Origin of the sequence: Actinoplanes sp. NPDC051475, assembly GCF_040689425.1 — a bacterium.
Taxonomy (GTDB): domain Bacteria; phylum Actinomycetota; class Actinomycetes; order Mycobacteriales; family Micromonosporaceae; genus Actinoplanes.
In genome coordinates, this window is the sequence record NZ_JBFAZZ010000006.1 from 322,846 (window position 1) to 338,976 (window position 16,131).

Sequence of the window (16,131 nt, forward strand, 5' to 3'; positions counted from 1 at the left end):
CTCGTCACCGCGGGCCGCACGGGCCTCAGTGCCAGTGCTGAGAAACGGTACGTATCCAGGCCGCCACCTGAGTGCGGTTGGTCAGGCCGAGCTTGGCCAGCAGGTTGCGCACGTGCGTCTCCACGGTCCGCTCCGACAGCACGAGACGATCGGCGATCGCCCGGTTGGCGAGCCCCTCGGCGACGAGGTGGGCGATCTCACTCTCCCGGGCGGTCAGTGCCCCGGCCCCCGCGCGTACCCCGGCTGTCTCGTCCACCAGCGTCTGCGCGTGGGCCGCGACCCGCGCCATGCCGAGCCGGCGCGCGATGGCGACCGCCTGCCCGGCGGCGTCACGGGCCCGCGGCCGGTCCCCCGCCGCCCCGCGCGCCGCCAGCGCCCGGGCCAGGCCGAGCCGGGCATGGGCGAGGAACGGCGGCGATCCGGCCTCCATGGCCACCGCGGCCTCGAGGTGCGCGACTGCCGTGTCGTGCTCGCCGAGCCGGGACGCGATCGAGCCCAGCGGCCGTGCCACCGCCCCGTAGCAACTGGTCGTGGTGTTCAGATAGAAGTGCGCGTACCGCGACGTCCGTTCGTAGCATTCTCGCGCCGCCTCGTGGTCGCCGAGGGAGGCCGCGAGCTCCCCGGCGGTGACCAGGATGTAGGTGCGCTTGCCGTCCGCGGGCAGCCCGGCCAGCGCCGGGCGCAGGCATTGCCAGCTCTCCGCCACGATCTCCACGGCGCCGGCGTCCACCGCGACCCGGCCGAACTGCGCGGCCGCGATCGGCACCTCGTGCATCACCGCGCGCAGCGCGAGTGCCTCGTCGAGGAACCGCGCACTGTGTCCGGTGTGGAGTGCCAGATCCGCGGTGAAGGCGTGGAAGACGCCGGCGGCGGCCCGGTCCTGCATGCGGACGGCGAGCTCGCGGCCCTCCAGCGCGAGCCGCTCCGCCTCGGTGAAGAGCCCGGCGAGCAGGGCCCGCGTCGCCCGGGCCCGCAGCAGATGCCAGCGGGCGAGCGGCCAGCCGAGCCGGTCGGTGAGCGCCGACAGCCGGGTCGTCTCGGCGTCCGCGGCCGCCTGATCGCCGGCCATCAGGTGCAGGTCGATGCGCCAGGTGCGGGCCCACAGCTCGGCGTCCGGCAGGCCGAGCGCGCAGCCGCGGTCGGCGAGGGCGTACGCCTCCGCGGGCGTCTCGAACGGGTCGACGACCTGGTGCCGGGCGTGCACGGCGGCCGCCAGGTCCTGCGGGTCGCCGGAGCGCTCGGCCAGCGCCATCGCCTCCGCGCTGATGGCGTGCGCCCGCCGCAGGTCGCCCGCCTCGGCAAGCTGGAAGGCGTACTGGGCCAGGACGCGCGGATGGCGGCCGGCCAGGGCGAGGGCCCGCTCGCAGAGCACCAGCACGGCGGGGGTGGCGACGCCGCGGACCACCAGGGCGGCCTCGACCGCCAGCCCTGGGTCACCGGCGTCGAGCACCGCGGCGCAGTCCTCGGCCGCGGCCTCCAGGCGGCCGTCGGCGTACGCGGCCCTGGCCCGGGCGAGCCGGTCGGTGGGGTCGGCGCCCAGCTCGGCGGCGTGGCCGTACCAGCGCACCGCCTCGGCGAAGTCGAGCCCCCGGGCCGCCGCGCCCGCCGCGGCCCGGCACGCGCCGACCGCCGCCGCAACGGATGCCGGGTCGACCGCCGCGCGCACGCGGTGGCGGGCCACCTCGGCCGGCTCGGCGCCCTCGCCCAGCGCGTCGGCCAGGCGGCGGTGCCAGGCGATCCGCTCGCCCCGCGCAAGACCGGCGTAGCGGGCCTGGCGGACCAGCTCGTGCGCGAATCGCAGCCGCGCCGGTCGCCACGGGTCCTCGGTCAGCACGTGCGCGTCGAGGGCCTCGGCGAGCAGGTCGTCGACATCACCGGGCGCCGGGGCGGCGGCGCGCAGCACCGCCACGTCGATCTCGGCGCCCAGGGCCGCCGCGCCGCCGAGCAGATCGCGGCACTCCGGGCTGAGGTCCGCCATCCGCCGCTCCACGAGCCGGCGCAGTTCGGCGGGCACGTCGAGGGGTCCGGCCGGGCGGCTCAGGCGGCCCTCGCGCACGAGCCGGCGGGTGAGCTCCCGGACGTACAGCGGGTTGCCGCCGCTCAGCCGATGCACGGCGGCGGCCCACGACGGGTGCACCGGCCCGTCGGCGAGGCCGGTGAGCCAGACTCCCACGGCCGCGGGCGCGAGCGGTTCCAGCCGCAGCACCTCGGCGCCGGGCAGGTCGGGGGCCTCCCGGGCGGTGCCGACGACGAGCAGCCGCGACGAGGAGATGTCCGCGCAGAGCAGCTTGAGCAGCGCCATGGAGGCGGCGTCGGCCCAGTGCAGATCCTCCAGGACGAGTACGAGGTGGCCGGCGTCGCGCAGGGCCCGTACCGTCCGCTCGGCGGCCCGGAACCGGGTCGCGGCCGGCACCTCCCCCTCGGCGGGCGTCGCGGTGAGCAGGTCCGGCGGGACGGGCGCGCCCTCGAGCAGGCGCAGCCAGGGCCACCAGGCGGGGGCACCCTCGTCGGGCACGGCACGTCCGGTGAGCACCTGGGCACCGGCCGCCGCGGCCCGCGCGACCGCCTCCTCCACCACGGCGGTCTTGCCGATCCCGGCCTCCCCCGTGACCAGCACGGCAGCGCCCGCCCCGGCGGCTGCGGCGGCGCGCAGCCGGTCGAGGGCGACGACCTCGGGCACCCGGGCGACCAGACCCACGCCGACAGCGTAGGCCTCACCTCAGGGGGTGCGGACCGCTACCTCGTCGCCCAGCCGGTGGCCGTCGCACAACTCCAGGTCGTCGCCGCTCCAGAAGCGGCCCGGGTCGTACCAGTTGGGCTGCTTGCCCCGCGGCAGCAGCCCCATGTCCTCGTAGGTCACCGCGACCACCTCGGCGCAGTACGCCGTCTCGAGGTCGCTGTCGGTCTTCTCGCCCCGCTGCCAGGGCAGGCTCAGGTGCGGCACCCGGCCGCGTGCCCAGCGCCACGCGAGCTGGGCGGTCGACGGGAACGGAGTGCCGTCCAGGCGGGCCACCGTCTTGAGCGCCTTGTCCTCCATGGCCGGGGTCGCCGGCTGGTCCAGCTGGCGCAGCCAGCCGCGCTGGCCGTAGCGGTGGGCCCAGACCGTCACCGCGTCGCGCAGGTCGTGCAGCTGTACGCCGCGCTGGAAGGTGCCCGACCACAGGTCAGGCAGCGACTTGCCCAGCTCCGCGTGCCACATCAGCGGCGGCATGTCCTCGATCACGATGGACATGCCGACGTGGTTGACCGGGCTGTTGGTCATGGCCTGGATCGCGCGGTCCGGTCCGGAGCGGCCGCGAAACAGCCAGATGTCACCCGTACGCGTCAGATCGATGGCCTCTTCGAGACTGATGTCGGCAACCACGTGTCTATCCTCGGCAGATGCGTTGGTGGAAAGTAGCGGGAATGGCCGGGCTGGCAGGGGTCGCCGCCACGGGTGTGGTGCTGGCACGGCAGGAGCGCAGGCGGCGGGCGTACACGCCGGACGAGATCCGCGAGCGGTTGCACGCCCGGGTCGCGGAGGCCGGGCAGAGTCCTGCCGCAACGGTGGACGAGAGCTGACGGTCAGACAACGTCGGCGTCCCGCAGCAGCGACCACAGGCCCGCGCCGTCCGGTGCGGAGAACCAGGTCTTGCCGCCGGAGCCGACCGCCTCCGCCTGCTCCGACGGCCCGGGGATGGCGCCGGCCAGCACGGCCTGCGTCGGCGACAGCCGGCGGATCGCGACCGCCGCGACGTTCTCCGGGTGCGCCCGGGCGAACTCGGAGTAGATCTCCTGGTCGTGCTGGCCGTCGTCGCCGATGAGCAGCCATCGGGTGTCCGGGAACTCGCTGGAGAGCCGGGCCAGGGTGTTGCGCTTGTGCTCCTGCCCGCTGCGGAACCAGCGGTCCGGGGTGGGCCCCCAGTCGGTCAGCAGCAGCGGTCCCGCCGGGTAGAGGTGGCGGGACAGGAACCTGGTGAGCGCGGGGGCCACGTTCCAGGCGCCGGTCGACAGGTAGAAGACGGGCGCGCCCGGGTTGGCCGTGACGAGCCGCTCGTAGAGCACCGCCATACCCGGCACCGCCGTACGCGCGTGCTCGTCGAGGACGAACGTGTTCCACGCTGCGAGCAGCGGGCGCGGCAGGGCGGTCACCATCACCGTGTCGTCGATGTCGCTGATGACGCCGAACTTGCTGGCCGGATCGACCACCCGGATCGGCGCCTCGACCGGCTCCGCCCCCTCGGTGACCAGGCGGACGCAGCCCCAGCCCGGCTTCAGGTCGCCGGTGACCCTGGTGTCGACGTACCCGCTGCGGTCGGTACGCGTCTCGTGGACCTGGTCGCCGATCTGGATCTGCACGGCCGCGTTGTTCACCGGCGACGTGGTGAAGCTGCGCCAGCCGCGCACCTTCTCGAGCTTCTTGCGCGCCTGCATACGCCGGGTCAGCACGACCCGGGCCATGACCCGCGCCCAGCCCGGAGCGCCGTACCCGGTGTACGCCGTGATCACCGGCTGCCAGCCGCGCTGCCGCAGCCGGCGCTCCACCACCTCGTGCACGGCGTCCTCGATCCGTGCGGCGCGGTGCAGCCGCAGGGCGGGCGGCCCGCCCGCCGGGGTCCCAGACACGTCGGCCTCCTGCCGTCTTCCGTCAACGCCCCTGTGACGGTACCTGGCCTGCCTGAATGCCGCGCCCCAACGGGTGAACGACGGGTGGCGGTCCACTCTGGAGAGTCAGTGCACGGCCAGGGTGGCGGCGGGGCGGGCGACGGGCTCGGCGGGGCTCCACTGCCCGGCGCGCCGGGGCGTGTCCTCGGACCGCACGTCGCGCCCGGCGCGCAGGCGTGCGGCCATCGCCTCCGCACGGAGGCTGCGCAGGGCCCCGGCGGCCTTCTCGGCCGCCGTCCATGCGGCCCGCTCCCGTTCGGTCGCCGCCTGGTACGCGGCGAAGCGGTGTTCGCGGACGGCGGCGCGCAGCGCGGTCTCCTGGGCCACCGGGTGCTTGCGGGGATTCCAGCCGTCGCGGTGGGCGAGCACCTCGTTGAGCTGGCCGATCGACAATTCCTTGCGGCGGCAGGAGGCCAGCGCTGAGCGGTGCAGGAAACGCTCCCGATCGGCGATCTCGGCCCGGGTGCGCCGCTGCCTCAGGACCGGGAAGGCGGCAGCGGCGGTGCACCGGCGGGCCACCCGGTCGGCCCGGTCGAACGCGGCCCACGCCTCGTCGACCTCCTCCTGGGTGCGTTCCCACGCCAGGCGCCGGCGCAGGGCGGTCTCGGCGGCGAGCTCCGCCGCCGCGGCGACCTGGTCGGCGTAGCGGTCCTCGTCCGGCGACGGCGCGAGCTCACGGCCTCTCGACATGCGGCGCGGGACGGCGAAAGCGGCCGTCGCGGCGGCGACGGCGAGCAACAGGATCATCCAAAGGACGGCAGCGGTTTCCACGGTTGACACCGGTTTCTCTCGTGCGTCGGGGGGATCGCTTTCGGTGGTGGGAAGGACTTCGCCGGCACGCGTACGGCGTCCGGCACGGGCCGCGGTGGCCGCCGGCGGGTGCGGGCACACGCGGCGGTCCCGTGAGCGGCACGGGCATGGGCGGGGTGGCTCAGGCGAGCGGCGGGCCGCGACCGGCGAAGGGCCGCTGGACCACGCCGGCGGGACGCGGCGCGTGGCGGTCGCAGAGCGGCGTGGGCTCGGCCCGGTCGGCGGAGAGGACGACCGGGGCGCGGTCGACGGCGGGCGCGGCCGGGGCCGGCTCGGCGATCCGCTCGGTCACGGCACCGCGGGCCGGCGCGTCGACGGTGGTGACGACCACGGCGGGGGCGGGCGGCGGGGGCGCGGCGGCCAGGCCCGGGGCCGCGAAGGCCAGGGCGATCAGCGCCAGGCCGGTGAGGAACTGCAGCAGGCGACGCCCGTCCCAGAGACGGGGAAGCAGGCGCGCGACGACAGCCACCCGATCAACTTACCGTGATCCGCAGGTCCGTGCACAGATCGCATCGACTGGGTACTTCGTCCCACTCCGGCGGGTGACGTCGGTGAGGGACGATGGAGCGGTGGAACGAGTGGACGAGCTGGCCGGATGGGTCGGCGACGGCGGCGTGGTCGTGCTCAGCGGTGCGGGGCTCTCGACCGAATCCGGGATCCCCGACTATCGCGGCCCCTCCGGTGCCGCCCGGCGCGCGACCCCGATGACCTTCCAGGCGTTCACCCGGGATCCGGTGGCCCGGCGCCGGTACTGGGCCCGCAGCCACCTCGGCTGGCGCACGATCGGGGACGCCCGCCCCAACGCCGGGCACCGGGCGGTCGCGCGCCTGCAGGAGCTCGGCCGGCTCGACGGCCTCGTCACCCAGAACGTCGACGGGCTGCACCAGGCCGGCGGCGCGCACGGCGTCGTGGAGCTGCACGGCAACCTGGCCCGGGTGATCTGCCTGGACTGCGGCCACCGTACGGGCCGGGCGGAGCTGGAGGACCGGCTCGACGCCGCCAATCCCGGCTTCGCGGCCGCCGTGTCGCAGGTGAACCCGGACGGCGACGTGGAGATCGACGACGCCGAGCTGGAGGGCTTCACGGTGGTGGGCTGCGGGGCGTGCGGCGGCATGCTGAAGCCGGACGTCGTCTATTTCGGCGAGACCGTCCCGCCGGAGCGGGTCAGCCGCAGCTTCGAGCTCGTCGCCGGGGCGCGGACCCTGCTCGTGCTGGGCTCCTCGCTGACCGTCATGTCCGGCCGCCGGTTCGTGCTGCGCGCCGCCAAGCAAGGGACCCGGGTGGCGATCGTCAACCAGGGCGTGACGCGCGGCGAGCCCTACGCCCAGCTCACCGTCGACGCCCCCCTGGGCCGCGTGCTGCCGGAGATCGTCCGGCGCGTCGAGGGCGTGCCCGTACCCTCCTGACCCCTCAGCCAGACTGAGGCTGGTCGATATGCGCGTTTTAACGAGAGCGCTCTCTCGTGGTTACCGTCTCGAAACCTAAATAAAGATGCGACGCGTTGACGTGACCGGGCTCACCGGAGTTTACTGCCCGGAACCGCTCCCGAAACCGGTTCCGAACCAGCGGAGTTACCGCGCAGACACTGTCGGAGGACACGTTGCCGATCACCATCGCCGATGTCGCGGCCCGGGCCAAGGTCAGCAAGACCACCGTGTCCCGCGTCCTCAACGGCAAGGGTGAGCTGGACGAGTCCACCGCCGCCCGGGTCCGCGCCGTGATCGAGGAAATGGGCTACGTGCCCAGCTCCCGTGCCGTCGGACTGGCCCGGGGCCGGACCCGGGTCGTCGGCATGCTGGTCCCCTCGCTCACCTGGCCGTGGATCGGCGAGGTGCTCCAGGGCGCCGTCGACGTGCTCGAGACCGAGCGGTACGGGCTGCTCCTGTTCACCTGCAACCGCGGCGAGGAGTCGATGCGCCAGTTCGGCGCGCAGGTCTCCGCCAAGAGCTTCGACGGACTGCTGGTGATCGAGCCCGAGGGCACCCTCGACTACATCGCCATGCTGCACGCCCGCGGCCTGCCGGTGGTGCTCATCGACGACCGCGACGTGCAGCCCGGCCAGATCCCGAGCGTGGGCACCACCAACTTCACCGGAGCCGGCGCCGCCGCCCGGCACCTGCTCGAGATCGGCCGCCACAAGCCGCTGGTGATCGCCGGTCCGGAACGCTTCGGCTGCACCGTCCAGCGCCTCGAGGGCTTCGCCACCGAGTACGCGGAGGCCGGCCACCCGATCCCCGCGAGCCACGTACTGCCCGGCGACTTCACCATCGCCTGCGGCTTCGAGGGGGTCAATGCCGCGATCGAGGGGGGACTCGACTTCGACGCCGTGTTCGCCCACAACGACCTCTCCGCCACCGGCGCCATGCAGGCCGTGCTCGACAGCGGCCGGCGGATCCCGCAGGACGTCGCGGTGGTGGGCTTCGATGACATCCCGATGGCGGCGCACACCCAGCCGCCGCTCACCACCGTGCACCAACCGTTGCGCGAGATGGGCGAGGCCGCGGCACGCACGCTGCTCGCCCACTTCGAGGGCTCACCGCTGCCCAACCGCCCGACCGTCATTCCCGCCACTTTCATGGCCCGCGGCTCCACCGGAGCCGGCCCGGCCCCGGCCTGACCCTTCACCTCACCCGCCGGTCGCCTCGGCGCCCGGCCGTACCGCCGCCCTTCCTCGGGCACCCCTCTCACCCGAATCGCATTACCTGAGGAGATCTAGAGATGCAGAGAAGGAAACTGTTCGCGGTCGCCCTGGCGGGCGTGCTCGCCTCGGGCGGGCTCGCCGCCTGCAGCGACTCGCCGAACGCGGGCAACAAGAACTCGTCGGGCGGCAGCACCTTCCTCACCGTCGGCATGCCGAACGGTCCGCAGACGGAGAACCACAACCCGTTCCTGAGCACGTCCGCGGGCGCCTCGCTGGGCTACCGCTGGATGATCTACGAGCCCCTCATGATGTGGAACCCGGTGAAGCCGGCCGACCCGTCGAAGCCGTGGCTGGCCACCGGCGCCGAGTGGTCGCCCGACTTCAAGAAGGTCACGATCACCGTCCGGGACAACGCGACCTGGTCGGACGGGCAGAAGGTCACCGGTGACGACGTCGCCTTCACCTTCAACCTGATCAAGAAGAACGAGGCGCTCAACACCGGCGCCACCCCGTACGGCGAGGTCACCGCCAGCGGCAACACGGTCACCGTGACGTTCACCAGCTCGATGTTCGTCTACAAGGACAAGTGGCTGGGTCAGACCCCGATCGTGCCCAAGCACGTCTGGGAGAAGATCAGCGACCCGAGCAAGGACGCCAACAAGAGCCCGATCGGCTCGGGCCCGTACACGCTGAAGTCCTTCACCCCGCAGACCACCACGCTGTCGGTGCGCACCGAGGGCTACTGGCAGGACCTGCCGCAGGTCAAGGAGCTGCGCTACACGTCGTACACCGACAACAACGCGCAGACCACCGCCCTGTCGGACGGCTCCAACGAGTGGAGCTTCGTCTTCATCCCGAACTACAAGACGGTCTTCCTCGACAAGGACCCGGCGCACTACAAGGTCTGGGCGCCGCCGGTGCTGGGCATCCACGGCCTCTACATCAACACCACCAAGAAGCCGTTCGACGACCCGAAGCTGCGCCAGGCGATGAACCTGGTCGTCAACCGCGAGGACATCTTCAACCAGGCCGAGGCCGGCTACTTCCACCCGCTGGTCACCAGCGTGACCGGCCTGCCGACGCCGGCCGGTGACGCATTCATTGCGCCGGAGTACAAGGGCAAGACCCACGCCGTCGACGTGGCGGGCGCGAAGGCCCTGCTCGAGCAGGCCGGCTACAAGCTCAACGGCACCACGCTGACCGACCCGAGCGGCAAGCCGGTCAAGATCACCCTGACCGACCCGAGCGGCTGGTCCGACTACCAGACCTCGCTCGAGATCGTGAAGAGCAACCTCGCCGAGATCGGCATCGCGGCCACCGTCGACAAGGCCAACCAGGACGCCTGGTTCCGCAACGTCGAGGAGGGCAACTTCGACGCCACCTTCCGCTGGACCAACGGCGGCTCGACGCCGTGGGACATCTACCAGACGGTGATGGACGGCAAGCTTCTCAAGCCGGTCGGCACCGCGTCCCCGGCGGGCAACTTCGGCCGCTTCAAGAACGACGACGCGACCAAGGCGATCCAGGACTACGCGACCGCCTCGGACGACGCCGCGCGTACCACCGCCATCAACACGCTCCAGAAGGTCTTCGTCGAGCAGGCCCCGATGATCCCGGTCGGCGCGGACAACGTCGGCATGGCGTACAGCACGAAGAACTGGGTCGGCTGGCCCGACGACACCAACCCCTACGGCGCCGGTCAGCCCACGCAGGCCAACGCCCTGGACGTCGTCCTGCACCTCAAGCCCGCCAATTCCTGACCGCTGTGCCGCCCCCGGGACCCGCGTCCCGGGGGCGGCCCGCGGCAGTGACCCCCCTTTCCCGAAGGAACTCGGCATGACGTTGAGCCCCGACGCGAAAGCGCCGGCCAGCGAGGTGGTGCTAGAGGCGATCGGCCTGACCAAGCACTTCCCCGTCCGCCGGAAGCTGCGCGACCTGTTCAAGCGCGAGCACGACGCCGTGCACGCGGTCGACGACGTGAACCTGACGCTGCGACGTGGTCGGGTGGTCGCGCTCGTCGGCGAGTCCGGCTCCGGCAAGTCCACGGTGGCGCGCCTGCTGGCGCAGCTGTACCCGCGCACCGGCGGCGACATCCAGCTGCACGGGAGGTCGACGCGGGTCAGGGGCGGGCGGCAGTTCCGGTCGTACGTCCGGCGGGTCCAGATGATCTTCCAGGACCCGTTCGCCTCGCTGAACCCGGTGCACACCATCCGGTATCACCTGACCCGGTCGCTGAAGATCCACGGCAACGCCGGCAGCTCCGCCGCGGACCTCGAGAACGCCCTGGCCGACCTGCTCGAGCGGGTCAGCCTGACCCCGCCCGAGCGCTACCTCGACAAGTTCCCGCACGAGCTCTCCGGCGGCCAGCGGCAGCGCGTCGCGATCGCCCGGGCCCTCGGCGCGAACCCCGAGGCCCTGCTCGCCGACGAACCGGTGTCCATGCTGGACGTGTCGATCCGTCTCGGCGTGCTCAACCTGCTGCGGGACCTCAAGGAACGGCTCAACCTCGCGATCCTCTACATCACCCACGACATCGCGTCGGCCCGCTACTTCGCCGACGAGACCCTGGTCATGTACGCGGGCCGGATGGTCGAGGGCGGCGACAGCGAGAGCGTCACCCAGTCGCCGGCCCACCCGTACACCCGGCTCCTGATCGAATCGGCACCGGACCCGGACCGCATCCACAACATGCTCGAGGACGCCGGGGACCGCGGCAACGGCGAACCGCCCAGCCTGATCCGCCCGCCCGCCGGCTGCCGCTTCCACCCGCGCTGCCCGATGGCCATGCCGCGCTGCACCACGGACCTGCCGGTCCGCCTCGAGATCGGCGACGCCGCCGGCCACTGGGCCGCCTGCTGGCTCTACGACGAGGCCACCGTCGCCGCGCAGCAGCCCGGGTCGGCCGCGGCCGCGGGCATCGTGAAGGTGGAGGGCGCCCGATGAGGTACCTGCTCCAGCGGATCCTGTTCTACGTCTTCACGGCGTGGGCCGCGATCACCATCAACTTCTTCATCCCGCGGATGATCCCGGGCGACCCGGTCAAGTCGCTGCTCGCCCGCTTCCAGGGGCAGATGAGCACAGAGGCGATCGACTCGCTCTACGTGCTGTTCGGGCTCGACAAGGACGCCAGCGTCTGGAGCCAGTACGTGGACTACTGGCAGCAGCTCTTCCACGGCGACCTCGGCCTGTCGTTCACCGCGTTCCCGGCCCCGGTCTCCGAGGTCATCGCCGACGCGCTGCCCTGGACCGTGGCGCTGGTCGGCATCACCACCATCATCAGCTTCTTCATCGGCACCGGCCTCGGCGTGCTCGCCGGGTGGCGGCGCGGCTCGTGGATCGACGGCCTGCTGCCGACCACGACGTTCCTGTCCTCGGTGCCGTACTTCTGGCTCGGCCTGCTGGCGATCTACCTGCTCGCCGGCCCGGACAGCTTCTTCCCGTCCTCGGGCGGCTACGAACCCGGCCTGGTGCCGGCCTGGGACCAGTACTTCATCCCCAGTGCCATCCAGCACAGCCTGCTGCCCGCGCTGACGATCCTCATCTCGTCGGTCAGCGGCTGGATCCTGAGCATGCGCAACATGATGGTGACCGTCGCGGCGGAGGACTACATCACGGTCGCGCACGCCAAGGGCCTCTCCGACCGCCGGGTGTCACTGAGCTACGCGGCCCGCAACGCCCTGCTGCCCAACGTGTCCGGCTTCGCTCTGTCGCTGGGCTTCATCGTCGGCGGCACGCTGCTGGTGGAGATCGTCTTCTCGTACCCGGGGCTCGGCTTCCTGCTCTTTCGGGCGGTCGGCGCCAAGGACTACCCGCTGATGCAGGGCATCTTCCTGGTCATCACCATCTCGGTGCTGGTGGCGAACCTCATCGCCGACGTCGTCTACCTGATGCTCGACCCGCGTACCCGCAAGGAGGGCTGACCGGTGACCATCCCCACCTCCAGCGTCGAGCAGGTCATCCCCGGACAGGGGGCGATGGCCCAGCCCGAGTCGGCGAAGCCGGTCAAGGGCAAGCGCAAGCGGTTCCGCTTCGTCTCCAACGCGAAGGCCATGACCGGCCTGATCGTGCTCGGTCTCTACCTGCTCTTCGCGATCATCGGTCCCTGGGTCGCGCCGTACGACCCGGACGCCCGCGGCCCGGCCCTGACCGCGCCGCCCTCCGCCGACCACTGGTTCGGCACCACCCACCTCGGCCAGGACGTGTTCAGCCAGGTGCTGGTCGGCACCCGCGGCGTCATGCTCGTCGGCCTCTCGGCCGGTGTCATCGCCACGATCCTGTCCGTCCTCATCGGTGTCACCGCCGGATACCTCGGCGGCGGCTGGGACGACGGGCTCTCGGCGCTGTCCAACGTCTTCCTGGTCATCCCCGCCCTGCCGCTGATCATCATCGTGACGGCGGCGGCACCCGGCGGCGGTGACGCCCTGGTCGCCCTGATCATCGGCTTCACGTCCTGGGCCTGGGGCGCCCGCATCCTCCGGGCCCAGACGCTGTCGCTGCGCCGGCGCGAATACGTCGAGGCCTCCCGGGCCAACGGCGAGTCGACCTGGCGGGTCATCCTGTTCGAGATCCTGCCCAACCTGACCGCCATCATCGCCTCCGGCTTCGTCGGCACGGTCATCTTCGCGGTGACCTCCGAGATCACCCTGGCCTTCATCGGCATCGGGTCGGTCTCGACGTGGAACTGGGGCACCATCCTCTTCTGGGCGCAGAGCCAGCAGGCGCTGGCCCAGGGCGCCTGGTGGTGGTTCGTCCCGGCCGGTCTGGCGATCGCCTTCCTCGGCACCGCCCTGGCGCTGATCAACTTCGGGATCGACGAGTTCGTCAGCCCCCGCCTGCGCAGTGCCGGCAAGACCAAGGTCAAGACCGCCTCCGGCCATACGGTACGGATGAGAGTCGGCTTCACCCCGGTGCTGAGCAACACGTCGGCGCCGCACACCCACGCGCGGCCGATCCCCACGATCACCACAGCGGCGGCGACGCCGGTGAACCGCGGCAACAAGGAGGCCACCCAGTGAGCGGCCAGCCCGTCCTCGAGATCAAGAACCTCAACGTGGACTACGGCCTGGGCGACCAGGCGGTGCACGCGGTACGCGACGTGAACCTGACCCTGCACCGCGGTGAGGTCCTCGGCCTGGCCGGCGAGTCCGGCTCCGGCAAGTCGACCCTCGCGTACGGCCTCACCCGGCTGCTCGCCCCGCCGGGCGTGATCAGCGGTGGCGAGGTGATCTACCACCCGGAGAACGCCGAGCCGTACGACGTGCTGGGCCTGGACGACGAGGGACTCCGCAAGTTCCGGTGGGCGGAGACGGCGATCGTGTTCCAGGGGGCGATGAACTCGCTCAACCCCGTACACAAAATCTCCACGCAGTTGACCGACGTCCTCCAGGCGCACGAGCCGAAGATGACGGCGCACAGCCGCAACGCCCGCGCCCGCGAGATGCTCAAGCTGGTCGGCATCTCGCCCGACCGGATGGACGCCTACCCGCACCAGCTCTCCGGCGGCATGCGCCAGCGCGTGATGATCGGCATGGCGCTGATCCTGCAGCCGCAGGTGGTCATCATGGACGAGCCGACCACAGCCCTGGACGTGGTGATGCAGCGGCAGATCCTCGGCCAGCTCATCGAGCTGCGGGAACGGCTGGGCTTCTCGGTCATCTTCATCACCCACGACCTGTCCCTGCTGGTCGAGTTCTCCAACCGGATCGCGATCATGTACGGCGGCCGGATCGTCGAGGAGGCGCATGCCCCCACGCTGTACCGGGACTCGCTGCACCCGTACAGCGCAGGCCTGCTCGGCTCGTTCCCCGCCCTGCGCGGACCGCGCCGGGAACTCAGCGGCATCCCCGGCTCGCCGCCGGACCTCAAGGGCATGCCGACCGGCTGCTCGTTCCACCCGCGCTGCCCCAAGGTGTTCGACCCGTGCGCCGACAACATCCCGGTGCTCGGCAACCCGGACACCCCGGACGGGTCCACCCGTACCGTGGCCTGCTGGCTCCACCCGGTGAAGCAGCCGGTCGGCTGACCACGGAGATTCGACGGCCCCGGCCCCTCTCAGCCGGGGCCGTCTCCTATCCATCCCCACCAGGAGAAGCATGAATCCCACCGCCAGCTCCGCCCCCGGGCTGCTGCTCCCCGCAGCCGACTTCCCCCCGTCGTTCAAGTGGGGCGTCGCCACCTCGTCGTACCAGATCGAGGGAGCCGTCGCCGAGGACGGGCGGACACCGTCCATCTGGGACACCTTCTGCCGGGTGCCCGGCGCCGTCGTGGGCGGCGACAACGGCGACGTCGCGTGCGACCACTACCACCGGATGCCCCAGGACGTGGCCCTGATCAAGAGCCTGGGCGTGGACACGTACCGGTTCTCGGTGGCCTGGCCGCGGGTCCAGCCGCGCGGCCGCGGTCCGGTGAACCCGGCCGGCCTCGCCTTCTACGACCGGCTCACCGACGAGCTGCTCGCGTCCGGCATCGACCCCTGGGTCACGCTCTACCACTGGGATCTGCCGCAGGAGCTCGAGGACGCCGGCGGCTGGCCGAACCGGGACACGGCGTACCGGTTCGCCGATTACGCGATGATGGTCTTCGACAGGCTCAGCGACCGCGTCGGCACGTGGACCACGCTCAACGAACCGTGGTGCTCGGCCTGGCTGGGCTACGTCACGGGCGTGCACGCCCCGGGCCGCAAGGACTTCGACGCCGGCGTCGCGGCGGTGCACCACCTGCTGCTCGGCCACGGCCTCGCGACCCAGCGGATGAAAGCCGCGGCGACACGCGACCACACCTTCGGCATCACCCTCAACATGGGTACGGCCGACCCGGCGACCGACTCGCCGGCTGACCGGGACGCCGCCCGCCGCGCCGACGGCATGGGCCTGCGCATCTATCTGGACCCGCTGCACAAGGGCACGTACCCGCAGGACATGGTCGACGAACTGGCCGCCCGCGGCACCGCCTTCCCGGTGCAGGACGGCGACCTGGAGATCATCTCGACCCCGTTCGAGGTGCTGGGCGTGAACTTCTACTTCGGACAGGACTTCAGCGGCACCGACGAGAACGGCAGCACCGTGGACGCCGACGGCCGGCCCGTGGTCCGCGCGATCCTGCCGGACCGCCCCCGGACGGCGATGAACTGGCCCATCACCCCGGAACGCTTCACCCAGCTGCTGGTACGCCTGCACCAGGACTACCCCGGCCTGCCGCTCGTCGTCACCGAGAACGGCGCGGCCTTCGACGACGTGGCCGACGAGTCCGGCGCGGTGGCCGACGAGGACCGCACGGCCTACCTGGCGGAGCACATCGCCGCGGTGGCGGCGGCCCGCGAGCAGGGCGCGGACATCCGCGGGTACTTCGCCTGGTCGCTGCTGGACAACTTCGAGTGGGCCGAGGGGTACGCGAAGCGGTTCGGCATCGTGCACGTGGACTACGCGACGCAGCAGCGCACCCCGAAGCAGTCGGCGCTGTGGTACCGCGACACGATCAGCCGGCACCGCAACGCCTGACACCCTTTGCCTCACGAGCAGGGCGCGACAGCCGTCGCGCCCTGCTTCGTGCGTTCAGTGACCTCGGTGGCGGGCGCGGGACTTGGCGCGGCGCAACTCCCGGCGATGCTCGGCGTGCGCCTCCCGGTGCTCGCGGCCACGCTCCGCTGACGCTCGCTTGCGGAGTTCCGTGGCCTTCTTCACGGCTTCCTGAGCAGCGGTGCTCGGCCGGGCCTCGGCGGCCGCGCGCGCAGCGGCACGAGCCATCCGCTTCGGATTACGCGGCGCCGGCGGCGCCTGAGGGACCGCCACGGCAGGGCTCTGCTGAGCGCACGCCAACAGGCCGCCGCCGTGGCGGAGCAGGAACTCGTAGAGCTCCGGGTCGGTCGGCTCGGCGCCGAAGACGTGCCGGGTGGCACGTACCCGGTCGCCGTCGAGCACTTCGAGCACAGCGACCCAGAACGGATCGTCGAAATACACCGTCATCGTTGCCATCGTGTCTCCCGGGCGCAGGCATGGTTCGTCCTGCGCTGGACAACCGGTCGACGGCGCGACCGGCAG

15 protein-coding genes are annotated in these 16,131 nt (G+C 72.1%); 9 read left to right on the forward strand and 6 right to left on the reverse strand.

Going from position 1 to position 16,131, the window contains the following annotated elements:
- Window positions 1-25: 25 nt before the first annotated feature.
- Both AB0368_RS15360 and AB0368_RS15365 read right to left on the reverse strand, forming a co-directional pair.
- Window positions 26-2,698, reverse strand: a complete 2,673-nt coding sequence (locus tag AB0368_RS15360; RefSeq protein WP_366154487.1) for an AAA family ATPase — start codon at window positions 2,696-2,698, stop codon at window positions 26-28.
- Between the two features lie 21 nt (window positions 2,699-2,719).
- Window positions 2,720-3,364 (reverse strand): hypothetical protein, encoded by a 645-nt coding sequence (locus AB0368_RS15365; protein ID WP_366154488.1) that lies wholly within the window; start codon window positions 3,362-3,364, stop codon window positions 2,720-2,722.
- Between the two features lie 17 nt (window positions 3,365-3,381).
- Here AB0368_RS15365 and AB0368_RS15370 point away from each other — a divergent pair, with 17 nt between their 5' ends.
- On the forward strand, window positions 3,382-3,561 hold the full coding sequence (locus tag AB0368_RS15370; protein ID WP_366154489.1) for a hypothetical protein: 180 nt from the start codon (window positions 3,382-3,384) through the stop codon (window positions 3,559-3,561).
- 3 nt (window positions 3,562-3,564) lie between these two features.
- On the opposite strand, the gene AB0368_RS15375 is transcribed toward AB0368_RS15370, so the two are convergent.
- The 3 genes from AB0368_RS15375 to AB0368_RS15385 all read right to left on the reverse strand — a co-directional run bounded on the left by AB0368_RS15375 (window position 3,565) and on the right by AB0368_RS15385 (window position 5,923).
- Window positions 3,565-4,605, reverse strand: coding sequence for a phosphatase domain-containing protein (locus tag AB0368_RS15375; protein ID WP_366154490.1), 1,041 nt, complete (start codon window positions 4,603-4,605; stop codon window positions 3,565-3,567).
- A gap of 105 nt (window positions 4,606-4,710) precedes the next feature.
- Window positions 4,711-5,391, reverse strand: a complete 681-nt coding sequence (locus AB0368_RS15380; protein ID WP_366154491.1) for a hypothetical protein — start codon at window positions 5,389-5,391, stop codon at window positions 4,711-4,713.
- A 184-nt stretch (window positions 5,392-5,575) separates the two neighbouring features.
- On the reverse strand, window positions 5,576-5,923 hold the full coding sequence (locus AB0368_RS15385; RefSeq protein WP_366154493.1) for a hypothetical protein: 348 nt from the start codon (window positions 5,921-5,923) through the stop codon (window positions 5,576-5,578).
- Window positions 5,924-6,023: 100 nt separating this feature from the next.
- Here AB0368_RS15385 and AB0368_RS15390 point away from each other — a divergent pair, with 100 nt between their 5' ends.
- From AB0368_RS15390 to AB0368_RS15425, 8 genes are all read left to right on the forward strand, one after another.
- Entirely contained in the window at window positions 6,024-6,860 is an 837-nt protein-coding gene (locus AB0368_RS15390; RefSeq protein ID WP_366154494.1) for an NAD-dependent protein deacetylase, read from the forward strand.
- Window positions 6,861-7,054: 194 nt separating this feature from the next.
- Entirely contained in the window at window positions 7,055-8,071 is a 1,017-nt protein-coding gene (locus AB0368_RS15395; protein ID WP_366154495.1) for a LacI family DNA-binding transcriptional regulator, read from the forward strand.
- A gap of 101 nt (window positions 8,072-8,172) precedes the next feature.
- Window positions 8,173-9,855 (forward strand): ABC transporter substrate-binding protein, encoded by a 1,683-nt coding sequence (locus AB0368_RS15400; RefSeq protein WP_366154496.1) that lies wholly within the window; start codon window positions 8,173-8,175, stop codon window positions 9,853-9,855.
- A 76-nt stretch (window positions 9,856-9,931) separates the two neighbouring features.
- Window positions 9,932-11,038, forward strand: coding sequence for an ABC transporter ATP-binding protein (locus AB0368_RS15405; protein WP_366154497.1), 1,107 nt, complete (start codon window positions 9,932-9,934; stop codon window positions 11,036-11,038).
- Window positions 11,035-12,015 carry an ABC transporter permease gene (locus tag AB0368_RS15410; RefSeq protein ID WP_366154498.1) on the forward strand — a complete coding sequence of 327 codons (981 nt, stop codon included), beginning with the start codon at window positions 11,035-11,037 and terminating at the stop codon, window positions 12,013-12,015. Before AB0368_RS15405 ends, AB0368_RS15410 begins: the two co-directional genes overlap by 4 nt.
- A 3-nt stretch (window positions 12,016-12,018) precedes the next feature.
- Window positions 12,019-13,110 (forward strand): ABC transporter permease, encoded by a 1,092-nt coding sequence (locus tag AB0368_RS15415; protein WP_366154499.1) that lies wholly within the window; start codon window positions 12,019-12,021, stop codon window positions 13,108-13,110.
- Window positions 13,107-14,117 (forward strand): ABC transporter ATP-binding protein, encoded by a 1,011-nt coding sequence (locus AB0368_RS15420; protein WP_366154500.1) that lies wholly within the window; start codon window positions 13,107-13,109, stop codon window positions 14,115-14,117. The genes AB0368_RS15415 and AB0368_RS15420 overlap by 4 nt, the downstream gene beginning before the upstream one ends.
- 70 nt (window positions 14,118-14,187) lie before the next feature.
- Window positions 14,188-15,591, forward strand: a complete 1,404-nt coding sequence (locus AB0368_RS15425; protein WP_366154501.1) for a GH1 family beta-glucosidase — start codon at window positions 14,188-14,190, stop codon at window positions 15,589-15,591.
- Window positions 15,592-15,645: 54 nt separating this feature from the next.
- On the opposite strand, the gene AB0368_RS15430 is transcribed toward AB0368_RS15425, so the two are convergent.
- On the reverse strand, window positions 15,646-16,056 hold the full coding sequence (locus AB0368_RS15430) for a YjdF family protein (protein ID WP_366154502.1): 411 nt from the start codon (window positions 16,054-16,056) through the stop codon (window positions 15,646-15,648).
- Window positions 16,057-16,131 lie beyond the last annotated feature (75 nt).